Origin of the sequence: Rubinisphaera margarita, assembly GCF_022267515.1 — a bacterium.
GTDB lineage: Bacteria > Planctomycetota > Planctomycetia > Planctomycetales > Planctomycetaceae > Rubinisphaera > Rubinisphaera margarita.
Map to the genome: position 1 here is coordinate 923,962 of NZ_JAKFGB010000009.1, position 21,735 is coordinate 945,696.

Consider the following 21,735-nt stretch of genomic DNA (forward strand, 5'->3'; position numbering starts at 1 on the left):
GTCACCTGAACGCCTGAATTGCAATTCGCATCTCTTCTCGTCGATCTGTTGAAATCTCATGGCTAAAGATTTTCTCGCGGGAGCCCGCGACTCCTACGATATTGTTGTCATTGGCAGCGGACTGGCCGGTCTCACCGGAGCCAACGTCCTTGCCAAAGCCGGCTATTCCGTGCTGCTGCTCGAACATCATTACCAGCTCGGCGGCATGGCGACCTGGTTCAAGCGTCGCGGCGGGCACATCTTCGATATCTCCCTGCACGGCTTTCCGCATGGGATGATCAAGAGTTGCCGGAAGTACTGGACGCAGGAGATTGCCGACAAGATCGTGCAGCTGAAGGGAATCCGCTTCGAGAATCCGCAGTTCTCGCTCGAAACGACCTTCAACCGCGAAGACTTTACCCGACTGCTGATCGAGAAGTTTCAGGTCGAGCCGCAGGCTGTGAACGATTTCTTCGACACCGCCCGCAGCATGAACTTCTACGACGACCAGTCGATGACGACCCGGGAGCTGTTCCACAAGTTCTTCCCCGGCCGCGATGATGTCGTCCGTCTGCTCATGGAGCCGATCACCTACGCCAACGGGTCTACTCTGGATGACCCGGCCATCACCTACGGCATCGTCTTCTCCAACTTCATGAGTAAAGGGGTCTATACCTTCCAGGGGGGCACCGATGCGCTCGTGCTGCAGATGAAGGAAGAGATGCTCCGCAACGGCGTCGATCTCCGCATCCGCTCGCTGGTCGAGAAGATTGAAGTCGACAAGGATCGCAACGTCACCGGCGTGGTCGTGAACGGCAAACGCATTGGCTGCCGAGCCGTGCTGTCGAACTCGAACGTTAAGTCGACGATTCTGAAGATGGTTGGCGAAGAGAATTTCGATCCGGCGTTCGTCGAGGAAACCAAAGCGGTCCGTGTGAACAACAGCAGCTGCCAGGTTTACTTCGGCCTCAAGCCGGGCGTCGGCTTCGACTACTGCGGCGACCTGCTGTTCCACTCCGAGCACCGCGGCTTCGACATCGACGCGATGCTCAGCAAGGACGTCAGCAGCCGGACCTTCTCGTTCTATTACCCGGAAACCCGCCCCGGCTCCGACCGCTGGCTGATCGTTTCGTCGACCAACGCCCGCTACGAAGACTGGGCGAACCTGTCGGAAGAGCAGTACGAAAAGGACAAGCAGGAGCTCTGCGACACCACGATCGACTGCCTGGAGCAATACGTCCCGGACATCCGCGAGAAACTCGACTGGGTCGAAGCGGCGACGCCACGAACGTTCAAGCACTACACCCGCCACATGCACGGAGCCTCGTTCGGCACCAAGTTCGAAGGCCTGAAAGTCAGCCAGACCCTCCCCCACCAGATCCACGGCCTCCACCACGCCGGCTCCGTCGGCATCATCATGTCCGGCTGGCTGGGCGCAGTGAACTACGGCGTGATCGTGGCGAACGAGGTGGATAAGTATCTGACGCCAAAAGAGGCGACTGTGTAGCTTTGCGAGAATTCTGGACTTGAAAACTGATTGTGCCTGCGCAATACTTATTTCGACCGCTGACAGCGGAAATGTGCCCTGACGGGCATAATTCATTCACACTCCTGACGGAGTAGAAAGGTTGCCGAAATGGCCAATCTAGATCTTCGCACGCTCTCTGCGCCTCTCGAGGCACTTCGACCTGACGTTGAAGCTGCGTATCAACGGCTCGATCGACAATGGGAATCAATCGCTGAGCACCTTAAGGGGCTTCCTATCCCGTGTAGCATCGAATTCGTCTTCGACTATAACGAGTTCATGCCAGAACGTTATTCCGCGTTGGAATGGCGAAAAATCAACGGGTCGAAGAGATTCTGCATTGTTAATTACGACGAAGATCGCTCAAACTACGAGCAGACGTCTATCTGTAGTATTCGGCCATTTGAAGAATGGAGTGCAGAAGAGCGTGTAAACATGCTTCAGCACATTCCAGGGTTATTTGAAGCAGCGACAAGACAAACTAAAGAGTTTATCGAGAAGATCGGTAACGGAGGAGGCAATGAATGATCAGTCTCCCGTTCCGATTTGGGTTATGTCGTTTTGCTGCGTTATGCCATTTTGTGCCCTCTGTTTTATGGCAGGCGCGTGCAGCTTTGGATGCATTACTGAAACTACGCTATTTGCCGGCATAATCTTTCTTTGCAATAAGACCTTGTCGCGAATTTTGCCTTCTTCACAAACCAAGACTTTCATCCGTTGATTTCAGTCCCGTACGTCAGGCACCGCCTGGCGCGGCTTCTTCGAGCTGTGTCGATTTCTCGTCAGGCAGTGCGTGACCTACTCTATGCCATGTGTTTTGCGCAAAAGTCCATAACTCCCCCGTTTCCGGGACTTTTGCGCAGCGGGCTCAGTTTCTCGCCCGCGGGTGGCCGTGATAGCTCCGCTATCAGGGCGGCGCAGCCGTAGGAGGATGCCGTTTGATGTGGCCTGATTAGGGTCTTGCTTCTCGCCCGGACCTGTGCTGAAATCACGCTATCGTACTGAGCCGTCCAATCCCACTTCGCCCACGGCTGCGCCGCCCCGTGAGAATCTTTCGGGGCCACCCGGGAACGACTCGGAGCTCTTTGGAGAAGCCCCCCATGCCAAGTCGGCGGACGATTGCCGTCCTTGAGGATGATCCCGAGCGGATCGCGCATTTTCGGCCGCTGCTCGTCGAGCACTTCCCTCAATACGAACTCGCCTTCTTTGAACATGCGGGGGAAATGACGTCCTGGCTGGAGTCGCACTTCGATGAGGTGGTCGGAATGGCCCTCGACAACGATCTGCCACTCCGTTCTATGCCGGATGGTACCACTCAGGATTGCGGTGAAGGTCGAGAAGTCGCGGACTGGCTGGCGACGCGGCCGCCGAGGTTTCCCATTGTGATCCACTCGACCAACACCTGGGCGGTCGAGTACATGCTCGACGTTCTCGGCCTGGCGGGATGGCGGATCGAACGGGTGATTCCGTTCCCGGGAACACGATGGATGACGCGGTATTGGATCGGGGCTGTGCGAGGTCTGCTTGAGAACGATGCCGACGCACGCGATTGAGACGGACTCCGGATTAACGGGCCAGCCACCGAAGCCGCGTAACCGCAGAACAGGGTTGGCTCAGACGCGTGCGTCTGAGTGACGAAGTCACAGGAAGCAGGTCACTCGCGTGGAGAGAGAAGTCGGTGCTCTGAAAGTCTCCGTCCCGAGAACGTAACTCGGTGCGTTGTTCGGTGGCCGAAAATAAAAAGAACCGCCGGTCAGGCTGTTTCTGACCGACGGCGTCAAACCGGGGACATCGCGAGGATGCCCCGGAATCTGGTTCGGCTGTAACCGCTGGTGAGGGAAGCGAACGAGTCCGGCGATTCGAGGATCAGCCTGTTCGTGTTCCGCACTCTTGGGGATATTGCCCCTCGCGGTCAACCGAAGCGAAGCAGTGTCGAGCACTGCCCCTGTTCCTAGTACTTGTATTCGTACGCGTGGCGGATGTAACGACGGTCGGCGTCGTAGTCGCCGTCGTAATCGCTGCGGAGTTTCGTATCCAGTTCGGAGTTCCAGCTGGAGTAGGTCTTGCCGTAATGTCGCTGGGCGGCGTAACCGAAGCGGAACGCCTGTTCGCGATTCTCGAAGGCGTCGTCGGAGCCGGCCATTTGCTTGACGGTATCGTCAACATCCTGATCCATGTCGCGGGCTGAGTCGCTGCCGAAGTCGGCTTTCGTCTGTTCCCAGTCGTTGGCGAAGGCCTTCTTGACCCGGTCCCAGGCACTCATGTCGTCGTCGGTGTAATACTTTGCTTTGGTCGCCATCAGAGCGCTCCTCAATCAGTCAGTTCGTTCAGGCCCTTCCACGATGGTCGAGCTGTATCGCGAAGGGGCCTGATGCATCTCCCGTGCCGAAAGGCGAGGGTGGTCTGCAAACAACGGGAATCCGCAGTAAAACCCGAGCCTTTTCTGCTTGTGGTCGCTTCAGTTCGCAGGGCGAGCAACGTATTGTGAACGATTCATGTCCTTTACGATCGGGGAACGATCAGACGACGGGGCAACGCCGGGCGCAAAAGAAAAACCCTCCCCGTGTTGACGAGGAGGGTCTGAGAGAGCAGAAAGATCGCGGATTACTCGCGAACGAGTTCTTCGATCGTCAGTTTGAACTCGTCGGAGTTCGCTTTGAGTTCCGGAGCGTACATGCCGTAGCTGATGGTCGGCAGAGCCGAGAAGGTTCCCGGGATTTCTGCCCGGAGGCGATACTTCATGCTGCTGGTGCCGCGAGCGAGGCGACGCATGAAGAAGGCGACCTTCTCGTCGCGGAACTCGACATAGGCTCCGTTCGCTTCGGGAATGTAGCCGCTGCGAACATCAACCGGTTCGGTGCCGGCGGCTTTGAAGTCTTCGAGCAGGATGTACTCGTAGTCGTTCTTGCTGTCGATGCCGAGTTCGATTTCGATCAGGTCTCCGCTCACGACTTCATCGCCCGGTTTCAGTTCCACGCGGTCGAACTTCTCGACGTTCTGGTTGACGACCTGTCCCTGAGAGCCAGCGACATTGGCCGTGGCGTCTTTCTGCGGGACAAGCTTGTAAACCGAGCGGCGAACCTTGAGTTCGAGGCCGGTTGCCGTGATCGGATCTTCCAGCGTGAAGCTGGTCGCGTAGCCGTTCCAGTAGAGCGGGCCACGGCCGGTCTTGCGGAATTCGATCGTGTGCTTGCCGGTCGTCAGTTCCTCGCCTTTGAGCACGAGGGTGCCATCGAAGTCGAAGAGGTTGTCCTTTGTAATCTGGACGCTCTTCTTCTCGACGCCGTCGACGAGAATCTGCACGGTCATGCCGGGCTCGACTTCACCGGAGGCTTCGAGGAACTCGGCCATCGCTTCGATGCAGAGAGCCGTGTCCCGTGTGCTGTTCCAGTAAGAGCCATGCTTGCGGTTGTTGAGCAGATACTTGACGAGTCGCGATGCCCGTTCCCCCTTCGGGTCCACTCGAGTGAGCAGCTTGAGGTAGTAGGCGTTCGCTTCGATCTCGTTGCCATGCCAGTACCACCAGGAGTAGCCGGCGGGCAGCTTCAGGTACGCGGTCTGGTTCTCCAGGTCTTCGACGTAGTACTGCTCGATGTTTCGCAGCACCATGTCGAGTTTGTCCTGGACATCGAGCTTGTGCAGCGACAGGCCGAACATGGCCAGCGAGTACATCGAGAGCTTCGTCCGATCGCGGTACAGGTAGTCCTGCATCGTTTCGTTGTGAACGCCGGCATCGACGAGCACCATGAAGACAAGGGCGTCGATGTCGTTGGCATGATTCCGATACGGAGGCTTCGGCTTCTTCGCTTCGCCCCGTTTGAGCAGGCGAATTTGTTCTTCCTGGTACTTCTTCAGCCATTCGACGCCCCGTGGCAGCACGCCCTCGAGCAGAACGACTCCGTTCGCTTCGGCAATCTGCAGCCCGTGCACCACGGTCGCGGTAGTGTGTGGACCGGAGTGTTCGCCACGGCCGGAGAACCAGCCCCAGCCGCCGTCGGAGAGTTGCATGTCAGTCAGACGTTTGACGCCGACTTTCACGATCTCTTCCATCTCCTGCGTGCTGAAGACGGGATTGCGGTCATAGCGTTTCCACTGAGCGGCTCGTTCGTCGGCTGGGCCGAGTTCCTGAGCGTTCAGGTTGGTTCGTTTCTTCTCGATCGCTTCGAGATCGACGCCGAGTTCTATGAGCACGTTCTGTGAAATCACAGCCGGCACAAAGCGGTTCAGCGTCTGTTCGGTGCAGCCGTACGGGTAATCGATGAGATACGGAATCGCATCGACCAGAGCTCCGGCCAGTGTGGGCGAGTAGCGGACAATCAGCTCCGACTGCTCAGGACGACGTTCTTCCGGAATGTTGATCTCGAAGCTGCCCGTCTGATCATCCGGACGAATCACGCCGGTGTAGGAGTCGGTCTTCAGCATACCGTGCACGTAAACCGGGAAGGTCATCTGCATGGCGTCCGAATCGGCATCGGTCAGGGCCTGAACCGTGATGACGGCCTGACCTTCGGCGGTTGCTTTGACTCGCCAGTCGACGCGGACCTCGCCGTTGGCGGGAATGTCGATGATGCGAGAGATTTCATCGAGCGGCGAAAGAGTGTCCCCTTCGAGCTTGATCTCCACGCGGGTGGACTTGGCGTCTTTCAGGTAGTTGTGAACGTTGGCCGAGATAACGACCTCGTCTTTCTCCACGAAGAATCGCGGAGCCTGCAGACGCACGAGAACATCCTTCGCGGTGACGACACTGGCCGTGCCTTCGCCGACACGGGTCCCTTCGCCGACCGACCAGGCTCGCAGCTTCCATTCGGTCAGGTTTTCCGGCATGGGGAACGACACGGTGGCCCGTCCGTTCTTGTCCGGCGTGATGTTCGCGGCCCAGTAAGCGGTATCGGCGAATTCGGTCCGAACCGTCGGCTGGACGAATTCGGGCGTCTGCGACTGTGCGAAGAACTCTTCACCCGAGGCGTCTTCGGCGACCGCTCCGTCAACGGCCATTTTCGACATGGGTGCGGACGCCGGTGCGGGGGCGTCGCCCAGCATCATGCGACCGCGAAGACCCCCGCCGCCTCCACCGATACCGAAGCCTTCCATCTCGACGCCGAGCATTTCCGGCTCCATATCAGCGGCCAGATCGCCGAACAATCCGATCGACTGCATATGCTTTTCGCCGGGCTTCAGGATGTTGTAGAAGCCTCGCTGTAACGACGAGCGGTGCGTCGGATGATGCGACCGTCGGAACTTCCAGAAGTGAGCCTGGATGTCGCCGACGTTCGACCCGCCGGAGATGTATTCGACGCTGCGGTCGTAAACCGTCATCACGACTGAACCGGTGAGCGGCTGGCCGTCGTGGTCGGTCAGGATCAGTTCGACCTTCGCTTCTTCGCCGGGAAGATAGCGTTCGGAAGAGGGCTGAACCTCAACATTGATGACCCGCTTCTCGGGCGGGACGACGATGTCGCGAGCTTCCTGATACACCTCGGCTCCGCTGATCGTCATCGCTTCAACAAAGAAGTTCGGCATGTCTTCGGCTTTGACGCCGATGTCGACGACTGTGCTTTTGCCGTTGAGTTTCAACGTTTGCGGCGGCAGGTAGACGCCGTTGCTCGGACGCACGAACAGCAGAACGGTGGAGTTCTCCTGGTTCGTGTTGATCATCAGCTTGACGGTTTCGCCCGGCTGATAAGTCTTGCGGTCGGGAATGATTTCCAGATCGTTGAACTGGAAGTCGGCCAGTCCCGATTTCTCGCCGCGAACAGTGAAGACCGTTCCCCCTTCGCGTGTGTTGCCCTCGGCATCGGTCACGCTGCAGGAGATGCGGTACTGTCCGGGCTGAGCCGTTTTGAACTTCTGCTCGACCGTGCCCTGAGCATTCGTCTTCAGCGACCAGCTCTCGACTTCGGTTTCGGTCGGCTTGCCGTCCTTGTCGTACGTAATTCGCAGCAGCTTCAGTTCGACTGGACCCTGAATCGGTTTCTGAGCGATGGTCTGGGCTTTCACACTCACCGTGGCGACATCGCCGACGTTGTAGTAGCCGCGATCGAGCCAGGTGTAGACCTCGAACGGCTGCCGAGCCACGAGGACCGAACCGGTGCCGACAATGGTCCGCCGCGATTCATCAACCACTTCCGCGGTGATCGAATAGCGGTGATCCTCGTCGCCGTGCAGTTGTTTGGCGAGTTCGGTATCGATTTCGATGGTGATGGTCCCGTCGGGATTGAGCGGGACTTCGTTCTCGACAATCAACTCGGGTGGATCGGCTCGATGCGGCCACCACCAGGGCGTCGGCCGCGACAGGCCCCAGTTGTGGAATCCGGGATACCAGTGGTAATCGCTTCCGGTCCAGCCGTAGCCGTTGCCATACAACCAGTCCCACGGCTCCACCGGATACCAGCGGGACGTGTGGCTCGATCGTTCCACCTTGTATTTCACGAATCCATTGGCGACCGGAGCGCCGAAGTAGTACTTCGCCTTGACCGTTGCCGTGATCTTCTCGCCGAGCTTCACCGGTTTGTCGGGAGCATCGACGGTCACTTCGAACTCGGGCTTCTTGTATTCCTCGACGCGGAAGTTTCCGGCTCCGCCGAGTCCGTTTTTCCAGGGGATGGAAACGACATAGTTCCCGAGCACGGCGTCTTTCGGCAGCTTGATCTCGCCATCGAAGCCGCCGAACTCATCAGCCGTGAATTCTTTCTCCAGCAGTTTCTCGCCGCGAGGATCGGTGATCATCACCTCGAACTTCTGGCCGGCGAACTCGCATTCCTGGTCGGCTTCGAAGTTGGCCCGGCGGACCCAGAACTTGAACTTCACAGACTGGTCGGGCCGATACACGGGACGATCGGTAATCGCATAGACCTTCACCTGGTTGAAGCGATCCCAGTGGCGGCTGTTCCGCCAGATGCGATCGAAACCGAGATGGGCCACGCGGCCATCGTTCGTTTTCACAGTGACGAGCCAGCTCAAATCGCGTTCGAGCAGCTTCTCCCCGAGAATCAGCTGGCCCTCGGCATCGGTCTTGTCGGCGAACTCGGAAACGCTGACCTGCGGCGGCCGGTTTCCACGGTAGTTGACCTTGTAGCCGAACATGTCGAGACGGGCACCGGCTGCCGGTTCGCCCGTGCGGGCGTCGGCCACGTAGTACCATTCCTTGCCATCGAGCGGCTTCTTCACGATCGCGAGATCATCGAGCCAGACGACGATTCGGGACGTGTTGCCGTCCTTCATCGTCCCGACAAGCAGATACGCTCCCGCTTTCTTCAGCGGAGCTTCCACGGAAATCCGCCGGTCGAAGTGCTTCTCGCGGGGCTCCAGTTTCAGGTTCCATTTCGCGACCGACTTGCCGCGATACTTCGTTTCGTTGTTGACGACGATGCGATGTCCGATGTCGCCAATCTGGGCCAGATCCCAGTTCCACTTCTGGGGATTCGACTTCAGATACGCCTTCACATCCTCGAGCAGCAACTCATACTTGAGTTCGTACGCCTGCAGGGCGATCGACTCGCCATTGCGGAAGCGGAAGGGAATCTTGACCTGCTCGCCGGCTGGTTCGACATTGACTCCCTCGAACTGTCCCCAGGGCTCGACGATCTGACGGATGCGTTCTTCGATGTCGGCTTTCTGATCTTTCGGAGCCACTTCGAGCAGCTTTCGCCAGTACTCGACCGCTCGCGGATACTGCAGCCGGTTCTCGAAGATCTGAGCCAGCTGACTCAAGGCCTGCTGCCCTTCCGTCGTTCTTTCCGCCTGGGCGACGACGCCGAAGATGGCGATCGGATCGTATTCTTCCGGGAAGTGGAATCGCTTCACTCCGGTGGCGAGCTGAGCGATCGTCTCATCTTCCTCCAGCAGTCGCACGTTGAACGGAGCGGTCTCCTGATCGAGTTCTTCATCGTTCTTCGAACCACCGAACAGGCCGGGAAAACCGCCGAGTGTCTGCACGCCAAACTGGGAGAGAGCGAACTCCGCCCGTCGCAGCATCACCTTGTTCGTGAAGCTCTCGTCCGACTTCCGGGATTGCTCCAGCAGCCATCGCCAGCGTTCGCCATCGTTCTTTGCCTCTTCCCAGGAAGCCGGAACGCCGTAGGCAATGGGGTTGCCTTCGAAGTCCACTGGAGCGCCCTGCGTGCCACTTCCTCCGGGGCCTAGGCCGAAGCGATTCCACCGCTGTTGATTCTCGTAGTCTGGCAGCGTGGAAAGATCGGTCAGCGACTGCAGTTCCCAGCTCGTTTGGGGAGAGCCGCGATGAGCCATGATTGCCTGCGAGAAGTCGAGATAGAATCTGGCCCGGTCTTCACGGGAGGCCTGTTCGATCATCGACATGGCGTCCTGCAGCAACTGCAGGGCACGCACGCGGTCGCGCTCACTGGCATCGACATACTGAGCGCCGTCCGAGCCGCGATGGTTGCCCCGTTTGAACTCGCCTTCGACGAGAAACCCATGATGCGGCATTGTCTGATAGACGCCGGCGACCGAGACCGGCACGTGCCACGTCTTCGGATGAGCTTTGAGCACGTCTTCGAGATACGCATCGGCTTCATCGATGCGGTCGAGTCGCTGCATACATTCGACGGAGCGGTAGAGCCCGTCGTGAATCTGCTTTTGCGTCGCGTCATCTCTCAGCACGAGCTGGCGATATTTCTGCCGGGCCTCGTTGTAGTTGCCGTCTTGATAAAGCTGGTCGGCCTGAGATTTAAGATCGGTCACCTCAGGTTCCTCACCGCGAAGAAAGACGGTCGCGAGCGAAAGGCCGAGAATGCCCGCGAGAAACACCAACCGTTGCATGAATCAATCCTTCGAAAAGCTGCGCGAATGCACATAAGTCTCCTGCCTCACAGGATAGCGATTCCGCGAGCCGGAGTTTAGAGATGGGAGGACCGTTCTGGTCAGAAGTCATGCCGAATTCACAATCGGCACCTCTTGAGACGCGGCGGCTCGCCCGATTGTTCCCGGCTTTTCTTCTGGAAAACGATTGTGAGCCGACTGCGGGGATAGGATTCGGATTGACACTATTGGGCAGCTCCGTATGCTTCCGCTTCGAATGGAATCGCCACACTCATCCTGGATCAGGACCTCCTCTTATGAATGGATTCATCGCCCGGATTGCCGCCGTCACATGTCTTCTGCTTGCAAGTGCCGGCCGCGTCTCCGCCGCCGAGCCGACGGTAGCCGAGCTCATCGAAAAGGTGCCGGTGCTGACGACGACCGATGAGTCGATCACCGGGTTCAGCTTTCGCTTCTCCGTCAACATGCCTTACAAGGTGCCGGTCAATACGTTGATCTGCTGGGAGAAGGACAAGACGGTCGGCATGCTCACGGCTGCCGGGGAAGATTACGCTCCGGTCTGGTTCCTTTCGGGCAGCGACTGTGCCTTCTTTGATATTTCGACCGGCACGATTGCCATGGGCGACGACGCCCGGCCGAACTTCCGCATTCATTACACCGGCGAAGGCATGGAGCTCGACTATGGTCTCGGCCGCACCGACGACTATCAGCTCCTGGTCGATCTGCACTCACTGTTCAACAACCCCGACATCACCGGCGGCTCGCTCACCCGGAACGAACAGGGGCAACTGGTGCTCACGTCCCAAGTCAGCGAGCGAGGCGGGCAGGCGGTTGCGACGTTCGACGGCCACGAGCCTTACCGGCTGCGCAGCTTCAAGATCGCTCCGGTCTCCGGCGACGGCCCGGAGATGATGCTCAGCAATATTCGAGTGAACGACGAGGTCGCTTTGAAGTGGCCGCAGATGCCGGACGCCAACCAGTTCCCGCAGGAGTTTCGCATCCTCACGATGCCCGACGCGGCGGCTGGCACGGCAATCGTGGACGGAATCTACCTGGCCGAACTGATGCGTCGCACCCCGATCGCCCACGCCGCCCTCCGCAACCCCGAATGGCGAGCCGCCCCCCAGGTCCAGCAAACCAACTGGGAAGCCGCCGCCACCCACAACACCCAAATCCTGCCCACCCTGAAACTACTGCTGCCCACGGTGGATCGGTAAGGATCCACTGTCAACACCCCGAATCAAAGGGTGGCCCCGAAAGATTCTTTCGGGGCGGCGCAGCCGTGGGAGTCCGGGATTGGACGGCGTATTGGTGAGGACTTTCTCCGAGAGGAAGACGAAGCAGGGTTGAATCTTTACCCCTCGTCCAACGGCATCCTCCTACGGCTTCGCCGCCCTGATAGCGGAGCTATCACGGCCACCCCTGCAGGGGCAACGCTTTATAGAAAGCAGCGTCGGGAGACGCTCCACGCGGGTGACCTGCTTCCTGTGACTGCGTCACTCAGACGCACGCGTCTGAGCCAACCCTGTTGTGTGATTCGCGTCCCCTCCGGGGTGGCCCCGAAAGATTCTTTCGGGGCGGCGCAGCCGTTGGAGCACGGAGTTCGACGGGGTTATTGGTGACCGGCTTCACTCACACGGAAGACGCAGCAGGGCTGAATTCTCCCCCTCGCCAAACGGCCTTCTCCCACGGCCACCGCGGCCCCAGCTACCTCCCCACTCTCCCGGGGATCAACAGCAGCCAGGCCGGGGCGAGGATTCGGCCGAGGAATGAGATCAGCAGGAGAATCAGAAAGGGTTCCAGGGCACCCGGGCCTTCGGTTCGGACTCCACTGGGGTTGATTTGGGAGTCGAGCCAGAAGCCGCCGGCGAGGCCGGTGAGGCCGGCGATCAGGCCTGCTCCCTGGCGGCAGAATGCGAGGTGGAAGGTGTTGCGATGTCGCGGCGTCACTTTCAGCAGCAGGTTCTGCAGAGCCAGATTCACCGCGCCGAACAGTCCCCAGATCATGTACGCCGGGATGAGCCAGCGGGGGTCGCCGTTCAGGCTGAACATCCAGCAGGGAACCGACGTCGCGACCAGGACCGTGCTCCAGAGGAGAAGATCCCGGTAGCCGAATCGATCGCCGATGCGGCCCGCCCAGGCGGCTGCGAACATCTGCAGAGCATACATGGTTCCGGTCAGCAGATAGTAGTTCCGGAGGCTGAGTCCGAGTTGTCGATAGGTGATGAGAAAGAACGCCGTCTGCGTCAGTCCCTGAAAGAACGACAGCCACCACGAAAACAGCACGATGCCGACATACGCCCGCAGCGGCGGACGCGGCTGGCGGTCATCGAGTCGGGCTGAATCGTCGGGCGAACTTCGCCGCTCCGCGAGAACGGCGGGCCACTTCAACAGAGGAATGAGCGAGACGAGTTGCAGTAGATTGCCGATCACGAACACGGCGATGTAGCCGATCGTTTCCCAGAACTCGGCCGAGGTTCGCAGCTGGCTCTTGATCGACGTTGCCAGGAGCGGCACCACGATCAGCACGGCGAGCCTGGCGATATCGCGTCGGGCAAAGAACCGGCCCCAGTTCCGTTCCGGAGCCAGATCGCTCAGCCAGGAGAGATACGCCGTGAAAGCGACCGCCTGCAGAATTCCCTGACCGGCCAACGCGCCGATGAGAACCGGCAGCCGGAGGTCGTCGTCGGGCAGCAGAGCCGCGGCGGGGATCAGAACGGTAAAAAGCCGGGCCAGAATCGAACTGGCGACGAAGAGCCGCTTGCGGTTCCGAAAGAGAATCAGCAGAGCCGGCGTGAAGACAGCCAGGACGCCAACCAGCTCGGGCAACGCCAGCAGAATCGAAATCGTCCGCGTGCCGGCTCCGAGATGACTGGCGAAGTAATACAGGAAGCCGCCGGTCGTGAGCGCATACCCAGCCGAGAAAAGCAGCTGATTCTGCACCACACTCCGACTGAGCCGCTCGGTCTCCGGAGAAAGCACCGGCGTCTGATCGTCCATCTGCTTCACCGGGGATTTCACTCTTGGGGGATGTGGGTGGTGAAAGGTTTGTTGAACCACAGAGACACGGAGGTCACAGAGCATCTACTGGGGTAGACCGGTGTTCGAGAGCTTCAACGACCATTTCCAGAAGCTCTGGGAGCCGTAGGAACGATGAGTTGGTGACTGCTCTCCGTGTTCTCTGTGTCTCTGTGGTTTATCTTCACTTCACTGTTGTTAAGGCGTTGCGAGGGAGCAAGAGTCGATCTGAGACCTCTTGCCGACTGCGTCGGCCCCGGTAGCGGAGCAACCGGGGCTACCCCTTTCTTAGAGGGGCGTTGAACACAGTGTTGGACGTCGATCGTGCTGGGATACGCCTGCGGCTATCCCGAGCCTACTCGGGGCGTAACGTAGTGGATTTTGGGGCTGGGAGCCATGTTCGAAACTCGGGGTTTACATGAAATCGGGTTTCGCGCACAATCCGCGCTTTCGGGGACCGGCACGTCCGGTCTTTCGAGAATTATGTCACCTGCGCAGCGAATGTTTCCCATTACGGGACGCCTGGCTGCCGGGGGGGAAATGAATCTGTCTGTGATCCGATATGATCGCAGTCAGCAGGGCCAGAAAACGGACGAGTTCGGCATCATCGACAATGGGGATTGTCGAGTCGAATTCATGCGACGAGATCCGGGGAAGACGATCTCTTCGTTGATTTCCGTCTTTTTGCCGTTCGTGCGCAAGGATGCCATCATGAAAACGACCACCCGGTTCGTTTCACAACGAACTTTGCTTGTGCCGGTGATTCTGACCATCGCCGGTTGCTATCAGCCGTACTACCAGAACCCGTACGGACCGTATCAATCCGCTCCCTACGGAGCTCAGCCTGCTCCTTATGGAGCCCCTTCGTATGGCACGCCGGCTCCAATGGGCTCGCCGTATGGCCAGGGCGTTCCAACCGGATCACTCCCGCCGTCGACGATTTCGTCAATGCCCGGCGACACGTACTATTCGCCGCCGGGGAACGGCAACAACGCTCCGCCGTTCGGGGCACAACCGTCGCAGCCCACCCAGAATTCTGGTGGCAATTCCGTGCCGCGGTACAACGATCCGACAAGCAGCAATAACTCGCCGTACTTCGAGAAGCAGAGCAACTTCCGCCCGGAAGCTGAGGAGCAGTCGGGGATGGTTGCTCAGGCGACCTTCGCTGCCGAAGAGCCGCAGTCGGCCGGGATCGAGCAGACCTCGGGCGAGATGTTCGAGCCACCCATTGTGACGAGTCGCCCGCAGGCCTCGCCGGCAGAAACGCCCGCCACGAGCGAGCCGCAACCGGCCAACGATCTGTTCGAACTGCAGGCTCCGCCGCTCAGCGATCCGAAAACCGCCTCGGCTGACAACTCCCTGGAAGGAACGGTCCGCCGCAATCCGCAGACGGGCGGCCTGATGCTGGAGTTTGCTCCGGGGCCTCAGGGAAAGCTGCTGCTGACCGGTTCGCCGGACGTGCTTAAAGGGCTCCAGGAAGGCAGTCGCTATCGGCTTCAGGGGTTTATCGAAGCCGGCTCTTCGCCTAATATGCAGAGTCAGTTCCACATTCAGCGTTATGAACCGTTGAATGCGGCTCCTGCCACGAAGTCCCCTTTCGAGTAGCAGCAGCCGGTCACAACTTTGAAAGCCCATGCAGGGCAAGCATCCGATGAGCCGACGACAGGATTTTGACTTCACGCATGCGATGACGCGGCTATGCACCGACGTCTGCGAGCGGATCGAAGTCTTTCAGCACATCTGCATGGAACAGGTGGCCGTCACCTTCGCCCAGGCGCGCACGCCGGGCATTTATGGCGTCCAGGCCAAGCTCACGCCGCTGCGCTTCGAAGACGGGGCCCTCACCAAAAAGATGCGGGGCCGCACGTGGACCGTCCAGCGGGTCTTTCTCGGCCGCCACGAGATGCTCTACCTGCTCACGTTCTACCTGCCGCGATTCCAGGACAATACGTTCCGCGAGAAGATGATCACGGTTCTGCACGAACTGTATCACATCAGCCCGCACTTCGACGGCGACATCCGCCGCTTCGAAGGCCGCTACCACGCCCACTCGTCGAGCCAGAAAGAATACGACCGGCTCATGGACCGCTACGTCGACGAGTACCTGCAACTCGCTCCGCCGGCCGAACTGTTCGACTTCCTGCAGCCGAACTTCAAAGGCCTCGTCAACCGCCACGGCCGCATCGTCGGCAGACGCCTGCCTCAACCCAAGTTGATCCCGGTGGACGATAAACGCTCTGCGTGAGGATTGCTGACGCCTTACCAGTGGTGGCCCCAGAAGAAAGGGGGAGCCCCGCAAGAAAGGGTGGCCCCGAAAGATTCTTTCGGGGCGGCGCAGCCGTGGGAGACCGGGATTGGACGGCTTATTGGTGAGGGACTTGATTCACGAGGAAGACGAAGCAGGGTTGAATGTTCCCCCCTCGTCAAACTGCATCCTCCCACGGCTTCGCCGCCCTGATAGCGGAGCTATCAGGGCCACCCCTGCAGGGGGACGCTTTATAGAGAGCAGTGTCGGGAGACGCTCCACGCGGGTGACGTGCTTCCTGTGACTGCGTCACTCAGACGCACGCGTCTGAGCCAACCCTGTTGTGTGTTCGCGTCCTCTCCGGGGGGCCCCGAAAGATTCTTTCGGGGCGGCGCAGCCGTAGGAGAATGGAGTTGGACGGTTTCTTGCCGAGGAGCCAGCGATCGCTCCTTTTGTATGCCAGTCTGAAAGCGGGAGGTGGACATGACAACCGGTGGCTGGAGCGGTAGGATGGACGGGATGTTCTGATTCACCACCCGTTCGGGTTCAGCGAGGATGCCCTTTTCATGCCTGAAACTTACTACGTCGACTGCGACTGCGGCAGTCAGCTTCGTGTGGAACTGTACCACGCTGGGACCGATCGCGCCTGCCCGTCGTGCAGCAAGTCCGTGATGATTCCGGACAGCATCACGCTGAGAGAGATGTCGGGGGACAAGTATCCGTATCTGCGGCCGATTGAGAAGGTACGACAAACGGCTCGCGCCGGCGAAGCTCCGTTCAATGGGCTCTGTCACGGCTGCAACTCCACTCAGGCTCAGTTCGCGACGCCCTGTTGTCTGACAGTGATGGAAGAGCGCGTTGTCGCCAGCGATGGTGGCATTCGGCCGACGCTGACCGGAGTTGCTCTTCACACCGCCTCTTCCGAAGAACACTACACGGCAACCAGTTTTCCATTGCTGCTTTGCGAACAGTGCCAGTCGCGTTTCCAGTCGGATCGGTTCTTTGCTCGACTCAAGAGCAAACTAAAGCTGGCGGCCTTGCTCGGTCTGCTCGGGGCGTTTCTCTACTTCGTCTACTACAACGCCGAAGTCGTCGCGGCTCTCGCAGGACTGATCTGGCTGGTTGGTGTTATCGCCTGGGCAGCCGGGTTTCGCGATACGAAGAAGTTCCCAGCCTATCTCAACCGCTGGTTCGAAAACATCCGCTGGTTACCGGAAGCGATCGCCGATGAAGACGAGTTCAGTCTGACCGTGGGACAGTCCAAAGCGATCGAGACGATATAGTTCACTTGGCGGCGTTCGTCTCGCAGGGTGGCCCCGAAAGATTCTTTCGGGGCGGCGCAGCCGTGGGAGACCGGAGTTGGACGGGGTTCTTGGCAAGAGACTTCATTCGAGAGGAAAGACGCAGCAAGGTTGAAATTTTGCTCACGCCAAACGGCGTCCTCCTACGGCTTCGCCGCCCTGATAGCGGAGCTATCAGGGCCACCCCTGCAGGGGGACGCTTTATAGAGAGCAGTGTCGGGAGACGCTCCACGCGGGTGACGTGCTTCCTGTGACTGCGTCACTCAGACGCACGCGTCTGAGCCAACCTTGTGGTGTGATTCGCGTTCTCTCCGGCGTGGCTACCGTTTTGTTGCCTGGATGGTGAAGGCTCCGCTTGTGAATTCGAAGGTGAATTCGTTCTTGTCGAAGTCGGGAACGAAACGCATCAGGGTGCCGGTGACGTCTTCCGGGAGTTCGGTGATCAGGTCGCCGGTTTGCTTGTCGAGGATGCGGAGGGTCGGTTTGTAGTATTGCTGGGCCAGTTCGCCGTTTTCGTCCCGCTGGATCACTTCGACCTTGGCTCCGTAAATGAGGAAGGGGAGATCGGCTGACTGGCCGGGAATCCACCGGAGTTGATCAATCGAGCTTTGCCACAGTTTTCGCGGTTCATCGCGGCTGATGGCGACGACCGGGCCGTTGACATCCATGCCGGCTTCGAGCCCCAGGTTCTGCGAAGTGCTGTCCGGCTTGCTGGTCAGATGGACGTACCACGTTTGCGGGTCCGAGGTGACATACAGCGAGCGGGCAGGGGAGTCGGCGACTTCGGTCGTGAAGAAGACCGGATTCTCCGAGCGGGGATCGAGCAGCCGGAGTGTTCCTGGCCCGACATCGAAGAGCGCGAGCCGTTCGTGGTCGAGCTGAGCGAGGGCGATCGAGCCGCTGACATTCAGCGACCACAGCGTGCGGCCCGCCTTGAGATCGAACCCGAGCAGTCGGCCCGATTGCATGTTAATTCGTTCCCAAAGCACGACCACAGAGCCGCTGAGGGCGCGAAGTTCATCGTGAATTGGCAGGTCGACTTTCCGCGACTGTCCCCCATCAACCAGGCGAACGGTTTCGCAGTAGCGTCCGGAACTCGGCAGAATGAAGAGCGAATCGTCCTCGGCCCAGACGACCGGCTGCTCCGATTCGGGCCGCTGCATTTCCCACTGGGTCGTTCCGGTGAGCGGATTGATGACGCGGATGCGATCGCCATCGCGGATCGGCAGATGCTGATCGACGGGCGGCGTGAGCTGACCCGCTTCAACGCTCCAGCCGGCCATCAACGGCGTCGGGCCGAGCACATGCACAACCGGCGAGGGGAGGAAGCCGCGACCCTGCAGGTCTCCCGATCCATACCGCAGCGACCACGTCGGCTTGGCGGCGTACTTGGAAGACAGATCAAAGCCGTTCAAGCCGTAGATCTCGCCGTCGGTCTGGAAGATGCCCAGATGCCCCTGCAGATGCAGCCGATGCGAAGTGCTGCGGCCGATTTCAGTTCCGAGATGAAACCGCCACTGCTCCTTGCCCCGCTCATCGAAACCGGTGATCAGTTCGAGGGTCTGCAGCAGAGAAAAGGTCCAGTCCTCCCAGGGAGAATGTTGATACACCTTGAGCGGCACGGTGACGGCGATATCGCCCCGCGAGCCCGCTACCTGGTCCGGGTTCACGTTCACGTTGTAGGCATACCGGGCAGGTTCGACCGGTTCCGGGCTGAGAAGTTTCTGCAGGGAAGGATGCTGCGTCTGCCACATCTCAACGAGCTGTTGTCCGGTCTGTTGCTGGAGCGCCGGGGTATTGGGGAAGTCCTGCCGGAGTCGAGCGGCAAAGCGAGCAGCGGCTGCACTTCGGTCGCGGCTGAGCAGAAGCTCGGTCATGCGGGCCAGCGTCTCGGCTTGAAACTCGAGGGAGCCGTGACTGATAAGCCAGAGCAGATGTCGTTCAAGGAGCAGCGGATTCGATGAGGCATCGAGCAGGCGACAGACCGTGAGACGATATTCCGACTCCAGTCCTGGCAGCACGAATAACGGATGATAGTGGAGCAGTGTCTCCGGCGCGGTCGTGTTCTGCAGCAGCGTCCGGGCGGAGGCGAGCAGTTCCGCACGCTGAGTGTCATTGCAGTCGTTGTACAGATCGAGCACCATCCCGCTGGCGAGACTGGCAATGCTGACGTGGCGCATTGCCGTGACCGAAATCAGCTCTCCGGAATCCTTCCGCGAGTCGAGCAGTGATCGAACGACTTCGAAGCCCTGCACGGGCCGGTTGAGTTTCCGCAGGGCCTGAACATAGCGAAAGACCATCTCCGCCGAGTGGTCGGTCGAGACCATCAACCGGGCGAGTTCCTGAATGGTTCGCTCGTCGAGTTCCAGAGTCGCACCGTCGGCGGTGAGCAGCGTGCGGGTAATCTGACGGGCGACCTGAGCAGACTGGTCCAGTGAGTAAGCCTGTTGAAGTAGACTCAACCCCTGTTGAATATCCCCCTGGTGCAGATGCAGCTGTCCTTCGAGAGCCAGTTGCGTGGCATTCCGGGGCGTGTCCGCTTCGGGGGAGAACTCCTGTTGCAACTGAGTAAGCGACTTGAATGCGGTCAGCTTGCCTTCGCCCACTGCGTGCAGCTGGTCCTCACTCACGAACAGATTGCCCAGCGGAGCGGAATGCTGACTGGCAGCGAGCAGCTTGCCGGTTGTGGGGTCAATTGACCAGAGTTCGTCGCTTTGCAGTGGCAAGTCGTAAGTGTTGCCCCGGAAAACGCCTCGCCCGGCTGGCGGATCTCCCGCCAGCGGCAACGTCCAGATCTCCTTTCCATCCCGGGAGAGCGCCCGCACGGAACGCTTGCCGACGATCAGGATCTGGCCCGAAGGAGAGACATCAACGAACATTCCGTCCTGCCGGGGTTCGAGCCAGAGTTGCTGACCGGAATGCAGATCGATCGCAATCAGATCTTGACTGTCGGTCGGGGCGACCAGGAGCACATCGCCGGAGACGACCGGCACGGTATCCTGCCAGTGGTCGCCATCGAGGAGATCGACGGCTCGCTGCATACTCCGTGCTCCGCGGCGGTCAATCCGATCGAACGGGGAGCGGCCGTAGGAATTCTCGAATTTCAGATAAGGCATCATCCAGGCGATCTCACGAAGATGCAGATCGATGGCCACGATGCTTCCGGAATTGGTCGAGCAGATCAGGTACGGAGCCATATAGGTCGGCATCGCTCCGGCCAGTCGACGCGGACGGTCTTCCAGAATCGGAGTGAGCGGATGAGCCAGAGGCTGCATCCAGAGGACCCGTCCATTCCGACCGTCGAGTTCAACCAGAAACAGTTCGGCTCCATTCTCGGTCATCACGAACAGCGAGTCGTTCACGATCGTCGGAGGCCCGAGGAAATAGTGACCGGCCAGATCGGGATCGCCCCCCTGGCCGTGAATTCCTCCGATCTGCCAGCGGATCTGTCCGGTCTCCAGGTCGAACGCGGTCAACAGATTGGAGTCCGTTGGCGTGATCGCCACGTTTGAGGCATCCCGAACGATGCCCACCACAGGCCGGGTCGTGGCCAGTCCGTTACCGCGGACGGCATACACGCGTTTCCCGTCACTGCTGAGTGTGCTCGAAACAAGATCGGCCACGAGATGCTGCCAGATATAATCGCGCAGTTCCGAGACGCTGCCGTTCTCGATCACGTTCGCCCGTTCGATCAGGCTTTCATTGAGCAGGAACTCGAACACGCGATCGCCGGTCGAAGATCTCCACAGGAGTTGACCATCGTCCCGCGAGAACGCCGCGACGTTCCCGAAGCTGCTCACGATGATCCGGTCCTCGACGATAATGGGATGCCAGGCCGGCAGCGTGGTCAGCTCCCGGTGATGGAGCCCTTCAATGAGTGCTTCGATCAGTTCCGAGACCCAGTTCGCACGCGGCAGTCGTTCAGGGAGCAGATGAGGCAACAGATCGGTCTGCCAGCTTTGTTCAGGCAGCATGTTGTAGTCAGCCGCGTGTTGTTTTCGGGCGGCGTCACGACGATACATGGTCCAGTTCGCCGGAGCGAGCGGCGTCTCTGTCGTCGACTGTGCAGCCAGCTCGTCGTGACGGGCTGCGATGAACTCTCGAAGCTGCTCGCCGGAAAGTTGCTGCCCGCCGATCTTCACCGGTTTGTCGCCCAGTCGCTCCGCGAGAAAGTCGTTCGCCTGATCGACCGACAGCAGTTGGGAAATGCAGATCGCCGTCTGGAGATCGAGGGCGGGGGACAGCGTTTTTGTGTGCCGCTCGATCATCATCAGTCGCTGAAACAGCATCAGGCTGGCCGTGAAGTTTCCGCGGTCCAGGTAGTAATTCGCCAGTTTATAGGCAGCCGTGCCTCCTGATTTCGTATGCAGATAACGCCGGCTCGCTTCCTGAAGAAGCGACGCATCGCCGGTCTGCTCCCACTGGGAAATAAGATGCCGACAGTCGGGATCGAACTGCGTGTCGTAAGCTTTCAGAATCTCGGGCGAAAGGTCTTCGACCCACGGAATCAAATTTCGTTTCAGACTCGACTCGGCTTCCCCGGTGACGACCACGAAGTCGGACGGGTAGTCGATGACGGACTGCAGGGCAGTGGCCGCATCGAGTGTGCGGTCGGCGGCGATCAGGTTCTCCAGAGTTTGAAACCGTCGCTGGAAGTCGGTTTCGACATCGACGCGATACCAGCCGGAAATGTCGTCGGGGTCCTGGTCGTCGATGATGATCGGATCAAGAATCTGCAGCGGCTGGCCCCATGCAGACGGCACAGCCACAGAGCAGAACACGAGAACGGTCGCGAGTCGGAGGCTCCAGCGAACAGTCCGGGAACAGAGGCGGGGGACAGGAGCTGGAAGTTTCACGCTCGTCATGCTGCGTACTTTGCTCGGTTCTAC

General features: G+C 59.6%; 11 protein-coding genes. 7 read left to right on the forward strand and 4 right to left on the reverse strand.

Annotated elements, in window-relative coordinates:
* Window positions 1-58 precede the first annotated feature (58 nt).
* From L1A08_RS06955 to L1A08_RS06965, 3 genes are all read left to right on the forward strand, one after another.
* Window positions 59-1,486: a phytoene desaturase family protein gene (locus L1A08_RS06955; protein ID WP_238755589.1), complete on the forward strand. Its 1,428-nt coding sequence runs from the start codon at window positions 59-61 to the stop codon at window positions 1,484-1,486.
* Between the two features lie 129 nt (window positions 1,487-1,615).
* A complete protein-coding gene (locus L1A08_RS06960) occupies window positions 1,616-2,032 on the forward strand; it encodes a hypothetical protein (protein ID WP_238755590.1) in 417 nt (138 codons plus the stop codon).
* A 572-nt stretch (window positions 2,033-2,604) separates the two neighbouring features.
* A complete protein-coding gene (locus L1A08_RS06965; RefSeq protein ID WP_238755591.1) occupies window positions 2,605-3,057 on the forward strand; it encodes a cyclic-phosphate processing receiver domain-containing protein in 453 nt (150 codons plus the stop codon).
* Window positions 3,058-3,455: 398 nt separating this feature from the next.
* On the opposite strand, the gene L1A08_RS06970 is transcribed toward L1A08_RS06965, so the two are convergent.
* Together L1A08_RS06970 and L1A08_RS06975 are read right to left on the reverse strand one after the other, a co-directional pair.
* On the reverse strand, window positions 3,456-3,803 hold the full coding sequence (locus L1A08_RS06970; protein ID WP_238755592.1) for a hypothetical protein: 348 nt from the start codon (window positions 3,801-3,803) through the stop codon (window positions 3,456-3,458).
* A gap of 305 nt (window positions 3,804-4,108) precedes the next feature.
* Complete coding sequence (locus tag L1A08_RS06975; RefSeq protein WP_238755593.1) at window positions 4,109-10,282, reverse strand: MG2 domain-containing protein; 6,174 nt, start codon at window positions 10,280-10,282, stop codon at window positions 4,109-4,111.
* A 296-nt stretch (window positions 10,283-10,578) separates the two neighbouring features.
* Between L1A08_RS06975 and L1A08_RS06980 the strand changes: the two genes are divergently transcribed.
* Window positions 10,579-11,499: a hypothetical protein gene (locus L1A08_RS06980; RefSeq protein WP_238755594.1), complete on the forward strand. Its 921-nt coding sequence runs from the start codon at window positions 10,579-10,581 to the stop codon at window positions 11,497-11,499.
* Window positions 11,500-11,989: 490 nt separating this feature from the next.
* Here the strand turns inward: L1A08_RS06980 and L1A08_RS06985 are convergent, their stop codons facing one another.
* Window positions 11,990-13,282, reverse strand: a complete 1,293-nt coding sequence (locus tag L1A08_RS06985) for an MFS transporter (RefSeq protein WP_238755595.1) — start codon at window positions 13,280-13,282, stop codon at window positions 11,990-11,992.
* A 570-nt stretch (window positions 13,283-13,852) separates the two neighbouring features.
* Here L1A08_RS06985 and L1A08_RS06990 point away from each other — a divergent pair.
* The 3 genes from L1A08_RS06990 (at window position 13,853) to L1A08_RS07000 (ending at window position 16,828) form a co-directional block, all read left to right on the forward strand.
* Window positions 13,853-14,905 (forward strand): hypothetical protein, encoded by a 1,053-nt coding sequence (locus L1A08_RS06990; RefSeq protein WP_238755596.1) that lies wholly within the window; start codon window positions 13,853-13,855, stop codon window positions 14,903-14,905.
* A gap of 46 nt (window positions 14,906-14,951) precedes the next feature.
* Complete coding sequence (locus tag L1A08_RS06995) at window positions 14,952-15,545, forward strand: putative metallopeptidase (RefSeq protein ID WP_238755597.1); 594 nt, start codon at window positions 14,952-14,954, stop codon at window positions 15,543-15,545.
* Between the two features lie 566 nt (window positions 15,546-16,111).
* Window positions 16,112-16,828 (forward strand): hypothetical protein, encoded by a 717-nt coding sequence (locus L1A08_RS07000; RefSeq protein WP_238755598.1) that lies wholly within the window; start codon window positions 16,112-16,114, stop codon window positions 16,826-16,828.
* Window positions 16,829-17,166: 338 nt separating this feature from the next.
* Here the strand turns inward: L1A08_RS07000 and L1A08_RS07005 are convergent, their stop codons facing one another.
* Window positions 17,167-21,711 (reverse strand): outer membrane protein assembly factor BamB family protein, encoded by a 4,545-nt coding sequence (locus L1A08_RS07005; protein ID WP_238755599.1) that lies wholly within the window; start codon window positions 21,709-21,711, stop codon window positions 17,167-17,169.
* Window positions 21,712-21,735 lie beyond the last annotated feature (24 nt).

What these genes read in the sequence shown, in the direction of transcription:
- L1A08_RS06955 (WP_238755589.1), top strand. Translation starts at nt 59, where the DNA reads ATGGCTAAAGATTTTCTCGCGGGAGCCCGCGACTCCTACGATATTGTT.
- L1A08_RS06960 (WP_238755590.1), top strand. Translation starts at nt 1,616, where the DNA reads ATGGCCAATCTAGATCTTCGCACGCTCTCTGCGCCTCTCGAGGCACTT.
- L1A08_RS06965 (WP_238755591.1), top strand. Translation starts at nt 2,605, where the DNA reads ATGCCAAGTCGGCGGACGATTGCCGTCCTTGAGGATGATCCCGAGCGG.
- L1A08_RS06970 (WP_238755592.1), bottom strand. Translation starts at nt 3,803, where the DNA reads ATGGCGACCAAAGCAAAGTATTACACCGACGACGACATGAGTGCCTGG.
- L1A08_RS06975 (WP_238755593.1), bottom strand. Translation starts at nt 10,282, where the DNA reads ATGCAACGGTTGGTGTTTCTCGCGGGCATTCTCGGCCTTTCGCTCGCG.
- L1A08_RS06980 (WP_238755594.1), top strand. Translation starts at nt 10,579, where the DNA reads ATGAATGGATTCATCGCCCGGATTGCCGCCGTCACATGTCTTCTGCTT.
- L1A08_RS06985 (WP_238755595.1), bottom strand. Translation starts at nt 13,282, where the DNA reads ATGGACGATCAGACGCCGGTGCTTTCTCCGGAGACCGAGCGGCTCAGT.
- L1A08_RS06995 (WP_238755597.1), top strand. Translation starts at nt 14,952, where the DNA reads ATGAGCCGACGACAGGATTTTGACTTCACGCATGCGATGACGCGGCTA.
- L1A08_RS07000 (WP_238755598.1), top strand. Translation starts at nt 16,112, where the DNA reads ATGCCTGAAACTTACTACGTCGACTGCGACTGCGGCAGTCAGCTTCGT.
- L1A08_RS07005 (WP_238755599.1), bottom strand. Translation starts at nt 21,711, where the DNA reads ATGACGAGCGTGAAACTTCCAGCTCCTGTCCCCCGCCTCTGTTCCCGG.